13 protein-coding genes and 3 pseudogenes are annotated in these 17,652 nt (G+C 66.0%); 9 read left to right on the top strand and 7 right to left on the bottom strand.

Annotation, left to right across the window (positions count from 1 at the left end; all coding sequences use genetic code 11):
- The first annotated feature begins 1 nt into the window (after nt 1).
- From ROP_RS35185 to ROP_RS41685, 5 genes and pseudogenes are all read left to right on the top strand, one after another.
- A complete protein-coding gene (locus ROP_RS35185; protein ID WP_015890750.1) occupies nt 2-1,228 on the top strand; it encodes an NAD(P)/FAD-dependent oxidoreductase in 1,227 nt (408 codons plus the stop codon).
- Nucleotides 1,229-1,272: 44 nt separating this feature from the next.
- Entirely contained in the window at nt 1,273-2,277 is a 1,005-nt protein-coding gene (locus tag ROP_RS35180) for a hypothetical protein (RefSeq protein ID WP_148222540.1), read from the top strand.
- Nucleotides 2,278-2,321: 44 nt separating this feature from the next.
- The gene (gene fdhA / locus ROP_RS35175; RefSeq protein ID WP_015890748.1) at nt 2,322-3,539 is read left to right on the top strand and encodes a formaldehyde dehydrogenase, glutathione-independent; all 1,218 of its coding nucleotides are present in this window, start codon (nt 2,322-2,324) and stop codon (nt 3,537-3,539) included.
- Complete coding sequence (locus ROP_RS35170) at nt 3,536-3,838, top strand: hypothetical protein (RefSeq protein ID WP_015890747.1); 303 nt, start codon at nt 3,536-3,538, stop codon at nt 3,836-3,838. The genes fdhA and ROP_RS35170 overlap by 4 nt, the downstream gene beginning before the upstream one ends.
- Nucleotides 3,839-4,086: 248 nt before the next feature.
- A pseudogene (locus ROP_RS41685) lies at nt 4,087-5,516 on the top strand (IS1380 family transposase); the annotation flags it as partial.
- Between the two features lie 226 nt (nt 5,517-5,742).
- On the opposite strand, the gene ROP_RS35160 reads toward ROP_RS41685, so the two are convergent.
- Nucleotides 5,743-6,543, bottom strand: a complete 801-nt coding sequence (locus ROP_RS35160) for an SDR family NAD(P)-dependent oxidoreductase (RefSeq protein ID WP_015890743.1) — start codon at nt 6,541-6,543, stop codon at nt 5,743-5,745.
- A 777-nt stretch (nt 6,544-7,320) separates the two neighbouring features.
- Entirely contained in the window at nt 7,321-8,319 is a 999-nt protein-coding gene (locus ROP_RS35155) for a sugar phosphate isomerase/epimerase family protein (RefSeq protein WP_015890742.1), read from the bottom strand.
- Nucleotides 8,320-8,482: 163 nt separating this feature from the next.
- Here ROP_RS35155 and ROP_RS35150 point away from each other — a divergent pair, with 163 nt between their 5' ends.
- Entirely contained in the window at nt 8,483-9,556 is a 1,074-nt protein-coding gene (locus tag ROP_RS35150; protein ID WP_015890741.1) for a LacI family DNA-binding transcriptional regulator, read from the top strand.
- On the opposite strand, the gene ROP_RS35145 is transcribed toward ROP_RS35150, so the two are convergent.
- On the bottom strand, nt 9,514-10,560 hold the full coding sequence (locus ROP_RS35145) for a LacI family DNA-binding transcriptional regulator (protein WP_015890740.1): 1,047 nt from the start codon (nt 10,558-10,560) through the stop codon (nt 9,514-9,516). The genes ROP_RS35150 and ROP_RS35145 overlap by 43 nt on opposite strands.
- A 281-nt stretch (nt 10,561-10,841) precedes the next feature.
- On the opposite strand from ROP_RS35145, the pseudogene ROP_RS44410 reads away from it, so the two are divergent.
- Nucleotides 10,842-11,018 (top strand): annotated as a pseudogene (locus tag ROP_RS44410) (MFS transporter); the annotation flags it as partial.
- 94 nt (nt 11,019-11,112) lie between these two features.
- Nucleotides 11,113-11,379 (top strand): alpha/beta fold hydrolase, encoded by a 267-nt coding sequence (locus ROP_RS43265; protein WP_015890738.1) that lies wholly within the window; start codon nt 11,113-11,115, stop codon nt 11,377-11,379.
- A 232-nt stretch (nt 11,380-11,611) separates the two neighbouring features.
- Here ROP_RS43265 and ROP_RS35135 read toward each other — a convergent pair.
- From ROP_RS35135 to ROP_RS40585, 4 genes and pseudogenes are all read right to left on the bottom strand, one after another.
- Nucleotides 11,612-12,421, bottom strand: a pseudogene (locus ROP_RS35135) (helicase); the annotation flags it as partial.
- A gap of 483 nt (nt 12,422-12,904) precedes the next feature.
- On the bottom strand, nt 12,905-13,702 hold the full coding sequence (locus ROP_RS35130; RefSeq protein WP_015890736.1) for a hypothetical protein: 798 nt from the start codon (nt 13,700-13,702) through the stop codon (nt 12,905-12,907).
- Nucleotides 13,702-15,570, bottom strand: a complete 1,869-nt coding sequence (locus ROP_RS35125) for a hypothetical protein (RefSeq protein WP_015890735.1) — start codon at nt 15,568-15,570, stop codon at nt 13,702-13,704. Before ROP_RS35125 ends, ROP_RS35130 begins: the two co-directional genes overlap by 1 nt.
- Nucleotides 15,567-15,941 (bottom strand): hypothetical protein, encoded by a 375-nt coding sequence (locus tag ROP_RS40585; RefSeq protein ID WP_050785164.1) that lies wholly within the window; start codon nt 15,939-15,941, stop codon nt 15,567-15,569. Before ROP_RS40585 ends, ROP_RS35125 begins: the two co-directional genes overlap by 4 nt.
- 399 nt (nt 15,942-16,340) lie before the next feature.
- Between ROP_RS40585 and ROP_RS35115 the strand changes: the two genes are divergently transcribed.
- A complete protein-coding gene (locus ROP_RS35115; RefSeq protein ID WP_015890733.1) occupies nt 16,341-17,288 on the top strand; it encodes a phospholipase D family protein in 948 nt (315 codons plus the stop codon).
- The last annotated feature ends 364 nt before the right edge of the window (nt 17,289-17,652 follow it).

Below are 17,652 nucleotides of genomic sequence, written 5' to 3'. Positions count from 1 at the left end.
CATGCCTGCGATGGTGATCGTCGGCGCAGGCGAATGCGGCGCGCGGGCTGCTGCCGAGTTGCGTGCGGGCGGGTGGGACGGGCGGATCGAACTGATCGGCGCCGAACGGCATCTGCCGTACGAGCGGCCGCCCCTGTCCAAGGCGGCTCTGCTTGCGGACCACGACCCGGTGCCCCTGTCCGCCTATGACGCGGCCGCGCTACGCGACCTCGATATCATTCACCACACCGGCGTAGAGGTCACCGACCTCGACCGCGAGCAGCGCGAGGTCGTCCTCGCAGGCGGTGAGCGCATCGAATACGAACGCGTGCTACTGGCCACCGGCGCGACGCCGCGGATGCTGCCGATGACCGCCGGTTTCCACCGTGCCCACACCCTCCGCACCCACGACGACGCCCTCCGCCTGCGTACCCAGCTGCGCTCGGCGACCCGTGTCACGGTGATCGGCGGTGGCTTCATCGGACTCGAACTCGCGGCCGCCGCCCGCTCCCTCGGCTGCGAGGTCACTCTTCTCGAGGTCGCCGACCGTCTCCTCGGCCGCGCGGTCCCCGCCGAAGTCGCCGCCCTCGTCCACGCCCGACATGTCGAGGCTGGAGTCTCGGTCCGGTGCGGGGTCTCCCTCACCGAGATCACCGAGACAAGTTCGGGCACCACCGTGACCCTCGGTGATAGCACTACCGTCGACGGCGACATCCTGGTGATCGGAATCGGCGCCGTACCCGAAACGACGCTTGCAGAGAAGACCGGACTGCACGTCGACAACGGCATCACGGTCGATCACCGCCTCGCGACGTCCGATCCGCGGATCTTCGCCGCCGGCGACTGTTCTTCGTTCCCGCACCCGCTCTACGAAGGCCGCCGCATCCGGCTCGAGGCCTGGCGCAACGCCCAGGACCAGGCGGTCGTCGCCGCCCACAACATGATTGGCGGAGACCGCACCTACGACGCCGTCCCCTGGTTCTGGTCCGACCAATATGATGTCAGCCTGCAGGTCGCCGGGCTGCCGGCCGAGGCCGCCACCGAAGTCGTGCGCTCGCGCCCCGACGGCGTGCACATCCGGTACGGGATCGACGGCACCGGCCGCCTCGTCTCCGCCGCCGCCGTCGGCACCGGAAACAGCGTCGCCAAGGACATTCGCCTAGCCGAAATGGCCATCGCGAAGCGGGTCGTCGCAGACCCCGCCGCACTCGCCGACCCGACGGTCAACTTCAAGCACTTCCTGCGCTAGTACCACCTGATACCCGCCTGCCTTCACCACCGGAGGATTTCCCCGTGCCGACCCCTGTGCGCACCCGCCGCAACCTGACCTCACTCGCCATCGGTGACACCCCGCTCCGCTGGACCCGAGTGCCCACCGGGCACGACGGCGGAACCGGCTGGCTTCATTCGGGAATCGCCGCCCTTCCGGACGGCTCGCTGCTGGTCGCCCACCCCGAAGGCCGCGACTTGATCCGCATCAGCGAGACCGGAGACAGCACACGCATCACCACCCCCCTGACGGAGATGCACTGCCTCACCGTCGCGACCACCGCCGACGACGGAATGGTGGTGTGGGCGGCCGACAACGGTCACCGCTTTGTCCACGACACCCCCGATTACGACGAAATCCACGCGCGCGGACGGGTGGTCGCACTCGATCTCGACGGGCGCGTGGTCCGCGAACTCGACGCCCCTGCAGCGTTCGGGCCGTGGAGTCCCACCTCCGTCGCCCTCGTGGACACCGACGACCCCGGCAGCGACGTCTGGGTCGCCGACGGCTACGGGCAGAGCCTGATACACCGCTACTCGGCGGACAGGGTCCTCCTCACCACTCTCGACGGCACCGAGTCGGGGACCCGATTCGACTGCCCGCACGGCATCCTGATCCGGACCGAGGGCGCCGAGAAGGTCCTCTATGTTGCCGACCGGTCGAACCGCCGCATCGTCGTCTTCGGTCTCGACGGCACGTACCTGCGCACCCTCGCCACCGACGTGGTCGACAGCCCGTCCAGCATGGTCGACTACCGGGGGCACCTCGTCGTCACCGAATTATTCGGCGCCTTAGCCATATTCGACGGCGACGACTACCTCGGCCACATCGGGTCGTCGCTGCGCGACCACGACGGTCCCGGCTGGCCCAACCGGATCGACGACACCGGGCAGACCGTCGCGCCCGAGCTCGCCGAAGGAATATTCAACAGTCCGCACGGCATCACCGTCCGTGACACGACCCTCTACCTCACCGAATGGATGATCGGCGGCCGCGTCGTCCGCCTGGACCCCGTCGCAGCCCACTGAGCACCCGAACCATCTCTCGAATTTCCGAACGAAGGAGCACGGCAATGGCGTCGAACAGAGCGGTCACCTATGTCGGACCCGGCAAGGTCGAGGTCCGCGACATCGCGTACCCCAAACTCGAGCTGACGGACGGACCCGGCGTGCATCCCGCGAACGTAGGCCGCAAGTGTGAACACGGGGTAATCCTGAAGGTCGTCACCACGAACATCTGCGGCAGCGACCAGCACATGGTTCGCGGCCGCACCACCGCCCCCGCAGGTCTGGTCCTCGGCCACGAAATCACCGGCGAAGTAGTCGAAGTCGGCCGCGACGTCGAATTCGTCAAGATCGGCGACCTGTGCTCCGTGCCGTTCAACATCGCCTGCGGGCGCTGCCGCAACTGCAAGGCAGGCAAGACCGGGATCTGCCTGAACGTCAACCCCGACCGGCCCGGGTCGGCATACGGGTACGTCGACATGGGCGGTTGGGTCGGCGGGCAGGCCGAGTACGTCATGGTTCCCTACGCCGACTTCAACCTGCTGAAGTTTCCCGACCGCGATCAGGCGATGGAGAAGATCCTCGACCTGACCATGCTGTCGGACATCTTCCCCACCGGATTTCACGGCGCCGTCACCGCCGGAGTGCGCCCGGGAGCGACCGTCTACATCGCCGGCGCCGGGCCGGTCGGGCTCGCCGCAGCGGTCGGTGCCCAGCTACTCGGGGCCGCCGTGGTCATCGTGGCCGACATGAACGCCGACCGGCTCGCGCAGGCCCGGTCATTCGGCTGCGAGACCGTCGACGTCGCACAGGGAGATCCGCAGGACCAGATCGAGCAGATCCTCGGGATCCCCGAGGTCGACTGTGCCGTGGACGCGGTCGGCTTCGAGGCCAGGGGACACGGCGCCGACGCGGACAAGGAACAGCCCGCAACCGTCCTCAACTCCCTGATGGACATCACCGCCGCCGGCGGCGGCATCGGCATCCCCGGCCTCTACGTCACCGGCGACCCCGGCGGGGTCGACGACGCCGCCCGGCGCGGCGCACTGTCGTTGAGCCTGGGCACGGGATGGGCGAAATCCCTGTCGTTCGCGACCGGCCAGTGCCCCGTCATGACGTACCACCGCAGCCTGATGGTCGCCATCCTCCACGACCGCGTGCACATCGCCGACGCCGTCGGCGCCACCGTCATCTCACTCGACGACGCACCCACCGGCTATGCCCGCTTCGACGGCGGCGTCGCCGAAAAGTTCGTCATCGACCCACACGGAGTGATCACCGCATGACCACCCGAAGCACCTCCCGCTCGCGACGCAACTCCTGCACCCGACCGGTCGCCAGCCGTATCGGCCTGAGCGACGTGGTCGATCTGCTCGACTTCGCGGCGAAATGGGAACCCTACGGCGGCGCGCCGACCGTCGACATCTTCGTCACCTTCGGACTGACCGCCGACCTGTACCGTTCCCGTCTCGCTCGAGCACTCACCAGCACAGCCGCGAACGGCCTCGAACCCGATCAACGCCAGCGACTGCTCGACTACACGCATCGACCGTCCAGCCGGCGTTACGAAACCAAGGCCTCGTAACGGGGAGGGCGCCTGGCTCCTACCATCGTCGTTCTTCAACTACCATCGCCGTTCTTCAACGGGTGGCATCCTCGCTGTAGTCGCTCACACGCCGTGGATGCATAATTTTGGGGACACGGGTCCTTACCCCGGATACACCGATTCGGTTGGGGTGTTGAGCGGGTACTAACGGCGAAATGCCCTGCTGTAGTGGAAGAATCGATCTTGTCTAGGGATCAGTTCACACCGCACCGGAGGGCATCTCGCACATGCAACTATCTCATACCCGGCCCGTCGCCGCGGCGAGGTTCGACGACCCGAATCTGATGTCGGCCGGGGGGCTGGTCCCGGCGATGGCATTGGCGCAGGCCAGCGGCCTGCTCACCCTCGCCGACGAGCATCTGAGCGTGCCGACCGACAAAGGTGCCAACGCTGGCTACAAGATCGGGTCCCTGATCGGTGGGATGGTCGCCGGCGCCGACAGGATCGCCGACCTAGCGATCCTGCGGCACGGGACGATGGGGACCGTCTGCGACCGCCCCTATGCACCGTCGACGCTGGGATCGTTTCTTCGCCAGTTCAGCTTCGGGCACGTCCGGCAACACGGGCGCCGTCGCGTCGCGGTTCCTGTGCGCTCTCGACGACGGAACGTCCCTGGTCGGTGGTATCGACACCGGGCGGGTGCTGGTCGATATCGACGATTCGATCATCGAGGTGCATGGGCACGGCAAGCAGGGCTCCGGCTACGGTTACTCCGGGGTCCGCGAGTTGAACGCCCTGATCACCACCGTCACCACGGAGACCGCTGCGCCGGTGATCATCGGACAGCGATTGCGGCGCGGGGCATGCGGCTCCGCACGTGGGGCCGCCCGGATGGTCGCCGATGCGCTGGCGACCGTCGACCGGCTGCGTTCCCAGGTCGGCGGGGCGGGCGGCGCCAGGGCGCCGAAGGTTCTGGTCCGAGGCGATTCGGCGTTCTATGGCCATCCCGCCATCGGGGCCGCGATTCGCGCCGGCGCCGATGTGTCGGTGACCGTGCGTCTGACCGCCACCGTCGAACGTGCGATCGCATCGATCGGCGACGACGAGTCCGCGTGGACGCCGATCGAGTACACCGACGCCGTCTACGACGAGGGCACCGACACCTGGATCTCGCGTGCCGAGGTCGCCGAGATACCGTGTCACGGCGTTCGCCTCCTAGAAGAAAACCCACCAGAACCCCGGGCGGCTGGTGGTGCCGAATCCCCGACCGGCGACCAATCCAAGGACCACGGCCAGGGCACGTTGTTCGAGGCGTGGCGGTTCCACGCGTTCAGCCGCCACCACCGACCGCGACGACCTCGGTACCGTCGCCGCCCACAAAACCCACCGTCAGCACGCCGTCATCGAACAGCTGCACGCGGATCTGAAGAACTCCGCCCTCGCGCACCTCACATCGGGCCGGTTCACCGCGAACGCCGCCTGGCTCGTCTGCGCGGTGATGGCCTTCAGTCTCACCCGCGCCGCCGGTACCCTCACCGGCGATCCGAAGCTCACGAGGGCGACGACCGGCACCCTCCGCCGCACCATTGTCTCGGTCCCCGCACGCGTCGCCTCCTCGGCGAGACGGTTGACGCTGCACCTCCCGCAGAACTGGCCGCGGGAAACAGCGTGGCGCAACCTGTTCGACAACACCTTCGGTCGCACACAGCCGATCCTCGCCCAACGCCCGCGACACCTGCCCGGCCTCGACGCGAAAGCCTCAGTGGAACAACCCGACACGAGAGGTCGGCCGCTCAACCATGCCCACACACCGGGCCATGCCACCCAACGAACTCGCAGCGATCAGGCCAGCGAAGGGGTGCATCCGTGTCTACGGTCCTTGCCCTCGGAGTGTAGGACGCGGTACGCGGTCCAAGTACTGCTCGAAGACCGAAATGGAATCGTTATTGGTAATGGATCGGCCGTAGCGGACGTGGCGTTCCCGTCGATGCCGTCGTACCACCATCGACGGGTATGATCGCTCCGGTGATGTAGCCGGCGTCCGGACTGGCAAGGTATAATGCAAGTCGCGCAACATCCTCCGGAACGCCAGCCCGGTTCATCGGCACTCGGTTCATCAGTGCATTCGAGAAGTCGGCGTCGTCGAGTCGGGACTGCGTCTGTCTGGTGGCGATGAACCCGGGGGCGATTGCATTGACTCGAATTCCCCTGCCACCGAGGTCCAAAGCCAGACTCTGCACCATGGTGTTGACGCCGCCTTTGGTTGCGTTGTACGCGAACTGGCCCCAGTCGCCACCGAGTCCTGCTACCGACGAGATCGCGATCAGGTTTCCACCTGTGGCTTCCAGCATCGGAACCGCGGCGCGCGCAACATGAATGAATCCGTCGAGGTTGACCGAGCGCATACGATCCCATGCCTGGTGATCGAAGTCGTCGATCACACTCGGTTCACTCAGCCCTGCGTTGTTCACCACGACGTCTATCCGACCGAAGCGGTCGAGTATCGACTGAACAGCGCTGTCGACTTCCGCCTGCACAGTGACGTCAGCCGGAACCGCAAAGGTACGTTTTGCAGGGAACCGCGCGATCGTGTCACGGAGTGCCTCCTGTGAGCGACCCAACAGACAGACAGTCGCGCCTTGCTCAAGGAAAGCTACGGCGATCGCCCGACCGATACCTGATCCAGCTCCGGTCACAACGACTACGTGGCCGTCGTAAGAGTAGGTTGCCCAGCTTATGGTCATCGTCGAATCCTCTTTCTCGGTGTTAGATCGAGCTCGCGTGTCTTGCGATCGCACATCATGTGCGGGGGATGCTCGATCGCTGCACCGCCTCGACCTTGACTCGCTCCCCGGATCCGAGGGTTTTCACACCTGCAGCGCACACTGCTGCGTCCGCGTAGCCGTCCCCGGCTCCTGAGCCGTCGATGAAGACACCGGATTGGCTTCCTTTTGTTCTGCGCCGGCCCATCGCTGAACTCCGCGTCGTAGGCCCGCCCGAAACTCTCGACGACCGAGGTGCGATGGTGCCGCCCCACGTACCCGGGACGGTCTTGCGGACCTAACCCGACGTCGGGTCCGGTCATGGCGCTTCGGCGTTCGGCGACGCCCCCTGTACACACCTCGAAGGCGATGCCGGTACTGACGACACCTCGACGTCGACGTGTCGGCCGGACTCTGTTGCGAACAGAGCAATCTGCGGGTTCTGCAAGACTTCCGGCGTCGAGTGGCCCGCTGAAGGTTCCGATACTGTACGAGGCGCTCGCCGAGTGCGCGCGCTGCAGTCGTGCCTCGGTAGTTCCGTACCGTGGGTGAGAATTAGACGAGGACCTCCACGGCAGGCCGGCCGCAGTACGGCTCGCCCAGCTGACGGAGAAATCGACCAGCTTGCCACCGTCGATCACTTCATAGCGAACCGCCGCATCAGTACGGAGACCGCTATTTCGTCGAGATATGTTGGAGATAGTCATCTTTTCCTCGTCGGCGTTCGGAACCACCGAGCACGCTCGGACAGTCGAAGCGTCAGATTCCGGCCGACTTCTTGGCTGCCAATAGGGTGTCGGCTGCGATCTGCAGTCCTTCGAGTGCGCTGTATGCGGTGTCCTCGTGCTCGATGTTGACGGCCATGTTGGGGTCGACCTTGTGCAGGGCGGCGAGGAAGCGAGTCCAGAACTCCACGTCGTGTCCGTTGCCGACGGCGACGAAGTCCCACGCGGAATCCTCGGGCCACTTGTTGACGACGTGCTTGCCGCCGAGCCCAGTCGGGTTCTGGTCCGCAGGAATGCGGGTGAAGCGATCGTCGAGGACTCCGTAGATCTCGCAGTTCTTGTTGATGCGAGTGTCCTTCGCTGCCGCATGGTAGACAAACGGGCCGAGCCACTCGATCGCCTTGACGGGGTCGATGCCCTGCCAGAACAGGTGCGACGGGTCCATCTCGGCGCCGATATTGGTGGCGCCGATCTTGTCGACCAGGCGCTTGAGCGTCGGCGGGTTGAACACGAGGTTCTGGGGGTGCATCTCGATGGCGACCTTGACGTCGTTCTCGCGGGCGAGGGCGTCGATCTCCGTCCAGAACGGGACCGCTACCTCGTCCCACTGGTAGTCCTGCGAGTCGAGGTAGCCCGAATCCCATGTGTTGACGTGCCAGGCCGGCCACTGTCCGCCGGCATGTGCGGCGGGCAGACCCGACATGGTGACGACCCGGTCGATACCAAGCAGTCCGGCGACCTTGATGGAGTTACGCAGGTCGTCGGCGTCTTCCGGGCCGACCTCGGGATCGGGATGCAGCGGGTTGCCGTTGCAGTTCAGACCTGCAATCGACACGCCCGTTCCCTCGAACACCGCGAGGTACTCGGCAGGCGCCACCTTGCCGGACAGCAGATCAGCCACCGGGATGTGAACGGGAGGCAGGAAGCCGCCCGAGTTGATCTCGATGCCTTCGAGGCCGAGGGAAGCGATGGTCTCCAGCGCCTCGGGCAGGCTCTTGTCGTGCAGGATTGCGTTGTAAACGCCGAGCTTCATCGTTACTTCCTTCGTCGTGAATGGCACTGGACTGATCGATCTTCATCACCGAGCGCCGTAGAACGGTGTGCCCACAAGTCGGACGTGGTTAGATCGGTCTACTTAAGCGCTTTAGTAGTCTACTATCGGCCACATCACATCCCCGGTCAAGCCCAGTGACGAAATGAACCACCAGACCAGCACGTGGAAGGAGATCGACATCGACGAGCGCAATCTACGGCGAACGACGATGCAGGACATCGCCGATCGCGTCGGCGTCTCGAAAGCGCTGGTGTCGATGGTCTTCCGCAACGTCGCAGGCCCCAGTGAAGCGACGCGAAAGCGAGTGATGGCGGTAGCCGACGAACTTGGCTACCGCCCCAACCGTGCAGCCTCCCTCCTGTCCCTTCGCCGCACCAAGTTGATCGGCGTCATGGCAGAGATCAGGAATTCGTTTCACACAGAGTTGGTCGACTTTCTCGTCGACGACGCGGAACGAGCCGGATACGACGTGGTGCTCGGACCCGTGACAGCCACGCGCACCCAAGCCCAGGCCATCGACATGCTGCTCGAGTTCCAATGCGAAGCGCTCGTCCTCCTCGGACCACAACTGGACTCCGCCACGCTCCGCGCAATCGACGAACGTGCGCCCGTGGTCAGCGTGGGCCGGCGTCTACCAGGGACGATCGTCGATGTGGTGCGGACCGCCGACGGTCGCGGGGTCGGGATGATCGTCGACCACCTTGTCTCCCTGGGACACAGCAACATCGTCCACGCTTCGGGCAGTGGCGCAATCGGAGCAGACAGAGCCTCCGGCTACCGCCGAGCGATGACCCGCCACGGACTGGAACCGCAGATCGTCGCCAGCGGCTTCACCGAAACGGCGGGTTCGACTACAGCGGCGACGCTGCTGGATCGCGTCCACCTACCGACTGCCGTTGTGTGCGTCAACGACCGCTGCGCAGTCGGACTCTTGGACGCGGTACAACGAACCGGGATCGACGTACCGACCGACATGTCGATCACGGGATACGACGACTCACCGCTCGCACAACTGGCACATATCGCGTTGACGTCAGTGAGCCAGGATCCGCGAGAACAAGCCAGACGCGCAGTGTCATCCGTCCTGGAACGGCTCGACGACAGACGAACCCACCCGACATCGGTAGTTCTTCGGCCGCGCCTCAGCCTGCGTTCCACGACAGGCCCTGCACCTCACCGATCGAGAACGCGCCGACGGAGAGATCGCTCACGCTGAACGGACCGGGCACGTCCGGTACTCCCCCGCACGATCAAGCGCGGTTCCACGACGACATCCGTAGCGGCCGCGGAGTCGTCCTCGAGACGCTTCACCGCGAAGTTGACCGCGTTCTCGGCAAGCCGATCGACGTCCTGACGAACCGTGGTCAGATCGATCCGCGACAGCTGCGCAATCTCACTGTCGTCGTAACCCACCACCGAAACGTCCCGGGGGACATCGACGCCCGCTCGGTCCAGGGAGTCCATCAGCCCCAACGCACACCGATCGTTACCCGCCAATACCGCGGTGGGAAGCGCACCCTCCTCGAGCATCAGACGTCCCGCCGCCACACCTGCAGCCTCGTCGTGGGGCCCGGGAATCACCCGAATGAACTCGTCCAGGCCACGATCGTGCATCGCCGCAATGTAGGCGTCACTTCGAGCGGCCGCGCCAGGTGACGAGCCTCCACCGATGTGATAAATAGTGCGGTGACCGAGTTCGGCGAGGTGATCGACCGACTGACGAATTCCGCTCTCGTCGGCGCTGCGTACAGTGTCGAATGCGCTGGGCGGCATCGGTTTTCCCACCACCACCACCACTGCACGATCTTCGAGTTCTTCGAGGTACTCCTGGCCCGAGCTCGGACCCAAGAGAATCAAACCTTCACAACGATGACTGAGCATGGATTCGATCGCCTCGGCTTCGTTGCGCCCCGGTGCGCTCGCCGACAACAACACCTCGTACCCGGCTGCTTTCGCGACCGGGTAGATCCGCGTGACCAAGTCGGCCTGAAATGGCTGCTGGACGTCGAGTAGCACCCCCAACGTTCCACTACGGCCGCGGGCCAGCAATCGTGCCGCACTGTCCGGTTTGTACCCGAGTTCCGCGGCGATCTCCAGCACGCGTTGGCGCGTTTCATCCCCGGCCCCGGGCTTTCCCCGCATGACAAACGAGACCAGTGTGCGGGATACGCCTGCGCGTGCAGCAACGTCGTCCATTGTGGGCTTACGTGCACGCGCCATGCCTGCGGTACGCGCGGAACCAACACTGTTCACGGCATCCCTTTCCACTGTTCTCGGACGATGCTTTCACCCCATATGGAGTCTCGACCGCACTGGCCGCGTCGACGTGATGCTTGACACAGCTGGCGATCCAGCTCATAGTACTACTTAAGCGCTTTACTTAAGCGCTTAAGCGGTCTAGATGGCGCAGGTGAATATTGTGTCCGGGGTCACACTGCACCACTCTTGTCCGGACATTCACACAGGATGTGTTCGGCACGCAAGCACGTCAGGAGATATTCATGGCCAGCGATCTACCTCGAACTATCGCCCCGTCCCTGCCTGCCGATACCCCCGGGCCGCACTCGCACAGACTCGGCATCATCGCCGTCGTCGCCACCTTCGGCGGCCTGCTCTTCGGATACGACACCGGAGTCATCAACGGCGCACTCGAACCGCTCAAGGAAGACCTCCAGCTCCGTCCGCGCCGCCGCAACACAGATTCTGACCATTGCAACATCCGCTGCCACCCGGCGAGACAAGCCAGTCGCAGCGGCTCTTGTTCGGAGCCTCATGTTGAGCCAAGACCAAGAAGGATACGCACAAAGCTACGAAGCCCTCGCCTCTGCAGGGAGGCCTGACGAGATCGATCCGGGGATCCCACTGCTGCTGATCACCGGAGCCGACGACCCCATCGGCCCCCCCGCCGAAAGCCAGAAAATCGCTGCGACACATGGCAACGCCATAGTTCATATCATCGACGACTGCGGACACTGGCCCATGCTCGAGGCACACGAAACCGTCACAAACGATGTCAGTCAGTTCCTCGAAAAGGCGTAGTACCCGAACCTCATGGCCGACGGACACCGATGATCGGACGGCAGTGATCGGGACACTGCCCGCTTTGAGCCCGGCGTGAGCCGGCAGGTTGCGTCCATGAAGATGGCGTACGGAACGAATTCAGATCTGACCGGCGTGTCGTAGGCCGATAGAGCCGCCATCACGTGATTTCAAGAGACCGACCAAAGTCACTCCGGTGTTGGACCACGCGATCACCACTTGTGATGGGTTGCTACACAGCGGGAGTGCGGTGCAGCGCGGCCAACAGGGCGGTATTGGTGGCGTGCGCGGTGCAGGGTTCGGTGTGCGCGAGTACATCGGCGCTCGCGTCATCGAGGACGACACTCATGTGGGCGCGGTGGCGGGAGAGCATCACGCAGGCGCGGCCCGGATCGAGGCTGAACGGTTCGGTGGTGCGGTATCCGGCCAGCGGATGCAGCACCACCACAGCGGCACGCTCGAGCCCTTGTTGAGAGTTCGCCGTGCCGACCAGCACGTCCGGGTGATCGGACAGGAGGGCGCGGATCGCCGCCGCCTGGCTCACGTGGGGAACCACCACCGCGATATCGGCGGCGCTCATCGGTCGCTGGTCCTCGGCGGTGACCAGCTCCGCGCCCGCCAGCTCCCGCGCCCGCTGTGCGCACGCGGTCACCAGCGCCGGATCGGACGGGCCACCGGAAACCGTGACCGCGCGGTGCGCCAGCTCGGGCAGCACGACTCCGTTAGCGTCGGTCAGGTGCTCCGGTGGTCGGCGGGAGGTAAACGGCAGGTCGGGGTAGAACAACGGCCCGATCAGGGCGGTGGTGCCGGGTCCGAGCCGCCAGGTGTGGCGCAGCCGGACCACGCCCACCGCGTCGCCGTGTGCGGCTTGCAACGCGATCGGTCCCGGCAGGTTCGGGGCGGTATCGCTGTCGTCCCATCGCGACACGTCGCCGGTCACCACCGGATCGATCTGACTGGGATCGCCCACACAGACCACCTGCCTGGCCATGGCCCCGAGTGCGCCCAGATCGGCGTATGTGCATTGCCACGATTCATCGACTTCACTGCTCAATCCGAAAGCGTTTGGGGCGTAAAGGCCACGTCAGGAGCATGAAACGCTGCGTCATACAACAAGCCGAACCCCGAGGTGCTCCCTCCCCACCACGGCCAGCCACCCCGCGCAGACCTCCTCCGCACCCTCAGGGCGACGTGTGGCAGGCGAACATCGGACCGCCGACCTCACCTCCTGGCCGGGACCACCGGACGTAGCGGCGAGCGCCTCGAACCTGTCGCCACTGCCTGCGCCCAGCGAGAATACGCACACGGTGGAACACCGATATGAGAAGTGCAGACCACGGACGGCACCGACTCCTTCCCGGTCGGCCTACGACCGCCTCAGCCCTGCACATATGCGGTTCTCCGATCGGTTGTGCGACCGAGCACGGGTTCTCAATTCCGTCACCACAGCCTTCGGCTCCCCACCCAGGTCCCCGATGCCCGGCCGTACACCACCGGACGTCGCCCCAATGGCAAGGCACAGCGGTTAGATCCAGTCGATGTGGACCGAGTCGATGTGGTCGAAGTGAAATCCGAACTGGTCGCTGTAGGTGTCGAAGCCCTTGTTCTCCGGGTAGTCGAGGGTGGCGTGCCGCTCCAGCAGCGCAACGACGCGGGCGTGATCGTCATTCGCCAGGGCGGCGGCCAGTTCACGGGACTCGTCACTGCTGAACGGGGTGTCGGAGTTCGCGAAATCCAGGGTCCGGACCCGGTAGTCGTATCCCACGTCGGCGCCGTTGCGGACCATCACACCACCCCGGACCCGGATCACCGCCCTTTTCGGGGTGCCATCCGGCCGCAGAACCCCGGCGCGGGCCATGATGTCCTGCGCCCGAACGGTTTTGAGTTTCTTGCTGGCATCGGCACGCAACTCGTTCGTGTCCCCGGACCGGTACCGGGAGACGGCGGAGCGGGACCGCCCGATCTTCTGTGCGACGGCATCGATACCACCCAACCGTTCGATCGCCGCGCGGCGTTGCGCGCGCTCGAGGACGTCGGCGTGGGGGATGCGGCCCTGCTGCGCCCACCGCCGCAACGTCCGGTCCGACGGTGGGGTGCGGCCGGCATCGATCGCGGCCTGCCGGAGGCCCTCGTTGCCGAGCTCTCTGCGTAATTGTGTGACGGACACTTTGCTGGTCAGCCCGGCCAGTCCGCCGCTCTTGACCTGCTTCGACTTCTCCACACCGCTGGTCGCGGCATCGGCGACGTTCACCTTGAGGCCGTCGAGGCCGACCGCCTGCTGCGGCGGCTTCGTGGTGCGAGGTTTGGGAAGGTGCAGGGCCATCAGAGCACCCCCTCCCCGTCGTTCTCGTCGGCGAAGGCCGCATTGATTGCCAGGTTCACCTCGTGCACATCCTGCGCCGACACCATGGCGGACAGGAGTGTGTCGGTGAGGATGGTGTCCTTTTCCACCGACATCTTTCCCAGTGCCGCGCTCGGGTCGGCGATGTCCTCACCGCCGGCGAGGAGGTATACCCAGGAGTCGGTGACGGTGCGGATCGGCCACCGACCGCTCTCGCGGGCGATCCGCATCGCGACGCGGCGGCCGCGCCACCGGCAGTGCGCGATGATCGCCGCCCGCCACAAAGGTTGGTGGTGGTGTTGCATACGGGTCGCAGTCCACATGTCCGGGTTGACCATTCGCCCGATGTAGCCCTTGTAGCAGGAGCCGATGAACCGTTTCGTCACCACGTCGTCGGTGTCCACCGCGGCCTTGCGGGCCTCGCGGAGGATCTTCGCCCACTTGTCGAGGGCGCGGCCCTGCTGTGGGTAGACCCAGGCCTCGGTGATGTCGAGGTCGCCCCGGTCGGCGCCGATCCCGCCGTCGGCCACTGGTGCGCACAGCCCGTCGAGGCTGACCGAGGTTACCCAGGTCTGTATCGGTTGGTCGGGAAGCATGTGGGGGTGCGGCAATGGCAACTTCTCGGGTAGCGACAGGGACTTTCCCGGTGGCAGGGTGATCCGCCACAGCCCGAACGGGGCACCCTTGTCCCCCACCGCCGCCGCGGCCGCCGCGCCGCCGGTCAGATGCGCCGGTTGCCCGTAGCCGAATTCGAGCATTCCGGCCGACGCCAGGTACGCGGCCCGCTGGTCGATGGACACCAACCGGCACGTCCTGACCAGGTCCTGTTCGTCGGGGACACGTGTCCAGCCGACAGCAGGTTCGAGATCGCCCCGCGGCGGGCCGTCCAGCGGTGGGACCGAGCCCGGGGTGGTGACGACGATGCCTTTGCCGCTGCGGGTGCGTTCACGCTTGATCTTGTCGACGAGGGCGGCGCCGGTGCGGGCAGGCGTTGGTCCCGGGAGCACCCCGAGGTGCTTGGCGCACCAGGCCAGCCGGCGCCCGAGTTCACGTGCCGCCGACAGGTCGTCATCCGGGAGATACGTTCCGGCCGTGGGCGAGCCGAGGATACCCATCTCCCCGACCCGATTGTTCCAGCCGAAGTCTTTGTTCCAGTACGTCCACACGTACGGCTCGATCACCACATCGACCATCGAGGTGAACTTGCCGACCGTCCGGGACAGGTGCACCACGTGTCCCGGATCGCCGCGCAACTCCCACCCCGCGCTCAGCATCGGCGTCAGGGTGGCCTGCAGGACCGCGGTCAGTTCCTGGGCTGCGCGGGTGCGCAGCGCCTCCATGTCGTCGAAGTCGTCTTCGCTGCCCGGGTCGATCACCCACCCCAACGCCTCGCACGCGCCCTGGCCGACGATCCATACCTGCGCGGGAGCACCCAGAGGGGTCAGGGCGGCCCAGCGAATCAGTTGGTCGAGCTTCTCGATCGAATCGACCGGGCCGGTCAGCTCCCGCCCGGACGGGGAGTACGACCCGGCTGCGGTCACGATCACCGCATGACCGTCGGCGTCGTCGCTGGCCGGCAACGTCTCCCACACCGGCGTCGGCGTTGCGGGGGCCTCGGCTGAGTCGTCGGCCGCGACAACGGGGGACTGCGTTTCGGGTGACTGCGGCATCACGGTGTCGTCGGCGACGTCCGACAGGGAGTGTGATTCGGATTCTGCGGGTGCGACCAGCTCCGGACCCGCCATTTCGGCGGTGTCGGCGACGGCGGCGTCATCTGCGGACTCGGGGGGCGTTGTCAGAGTGGTCTCGGGTAGCCCGAACAGAGGAATCTGCTCCCACGCCCCGCTCATGACTCCGGCTCGGCGATCCTGCCGTCGACATCTACCTGCGGGACGCTGTACCGGTCGAAGAACTCCTGCAGGGCAACATCGACGACGTTGGTCACCGTGGACTGCCGATCCTTCACCAGCCAGTTCAACCGGGCCTCCGTCGAGGCCAGCACCCGGGTATTGAGCGGAACCTTCGCCGGCCCCTTCCGCCGTTCCAACCTTCCCGTCAACTCCGGACTCGGCTTCGCGCCGGAAACCTTTCCCGCACCGGGACCGGCCACCCGTGATCGAACGGCGCCCCCGGTCCGGGAACGGGAACCGCCTGCGGAATGTCCTACCTTCGCCACGCCCACCCACCTCGTGTTCCCGCATGCCGTGCGGCCCCAACGCATACTCGCGTCAAGCACCGTACCGTCACAGCGCGCCTTCGTGCACGCATATTTGCAAGCGTGTCTGCGCGCAGAACCGTGTGCCGACGACTGCTCCCTCGCCGTTCGTGACCTACACCGGCGTCGCCCTGCGAACCGAGCCCCGCCCCACACCGATCGGAGCGGCACCGCTCGACATTCTCCACGTAGGAGTGGACGGCCAGCGTTCATGACCACCCGGGAACCAGCACCAGCCGGAGCACTCTCCGGCGATCGCCACCACCGCTGTGCGCAGGCCACGCCCCGGTCCGGATCACCCCACAGTCAGGTCGCGGCTTTCCGCCCCCGCCCACGACGCGATGCGCCCGCAGCCGGTGGCGACTTTTCAGCCGACACCGACCCGGTCGCGTTACGGTTCCCGGTATGGGGACCACCTTTCACGGGCCGAGTCCGTGGCCGCACATCACCCGCGCCATCCGCACCCGCGGCCCCCGGTACGCCGCGATCGGCTACCTCGGCCCAGACGCACCCGAGCTGCTTCCGCTGCGCGCCGGGGACCTGTTGGTCGTCAACGCCTCCACGGCCGCGATCCGGGCGCACGCAACCTCCCCCGCCGCCCTCGCCCACTACCTGAACACAGGGGTGCGGGTGCTGTCCTCGCCCACCCTGCACGCCAAGGTGATCGCTACCAACACCCGGGCGGTGATCGGGTCGGCGAACGCGTCCGCGAACTCCACCCTCGCCGACGACGCTGTGGTCATCACCGACGACCCCGACATCATCGCCGGTGTCCGGACGTTCATCGACAGCCTCGACGAGATCACCGAGGTCGATCAGGTATTCCTCGACGACGCCATCCGAGAGTGGGAGATCGGCCGTGCCGTCCCGCTGCCCGGGATCACCGGCCGCCTCCGCAACCCAGAGACAGACTTCCTCCCCACACCGGTCACCCGGATGTTCCTCATCCACGCCGTCGACTACGAACCCACCCGCACCGAACAACAGGTCCTCGACGAGCAGCGGGGCCGACACCACAGCCGCGGCGGCCCGGTGGCGACGTACCAGCTCGAATCGCTGCGCCTCGACAAACCCAGCGGTATCAAGCGCGGCGATGTCGTCGTCTTCGTCGACGTCGACGACCATTGGATTCACGCACCCGCGGTCGTGGTCTCCGACCCCATGAAAATCCCCCGGTCAGGTGGCGCGGTGCTGTACTTCCTCCGCACCCGCACCGATCTGCCCCCACTGCCCCTCCCCAGCGCCGAACACACGCTCACCACTCTCGGGCACCCCGGCTCCCGGCTACGGACCGACCACTACGTCCGCTCCCCCAGCTTGCGGGCCGCCCTGTTGACATTGTGGAACCTCTAGACCCCCAAATCCCCGACCGGCACAATGAGTCTCTCGGGCATCGGGCCGACCCTTCCGGAGGGGGCGATCCGCACCCTGCGTGAATGAAAACCGGCAGCGCCCGGATCGGTCGCAACACGACGGTGACCCACAGCAGGATCACCGCCACTGCGCGCAGAAACCGCACCGCAACACACACAGTTTCGACGGCACGCGCTCCCCCATGACACGCCCCAGCTGAGAACGTCGAACCGGACTCGGCTGCGGTGACCGATTCCCACCGACCGGAATCACACTCGCCCCATAGGCCGCGGCACCGCTCAACGGTATCGACATCCACGCCCCGGCCGAACACATCGACCCGCCCCCGGATTCCGCTTCACCC

The sequence above is a fragment of the Rhodococcus opacus B4 genome (genome assembly GCF_000010805.1).
Taxonomy (GTDB): domain Bacteria; phylum Actinomycetota; class Actinomycetes; order Mycobacteriales; family Mycobacteriaceae; genus Rhodococcus_F; species Rhodococcus_F opacus_C.
Note: the sequence above shows the minus strand (reverse complement) of the source record. Positions and strands in the feature narration are given on the sequence as shown.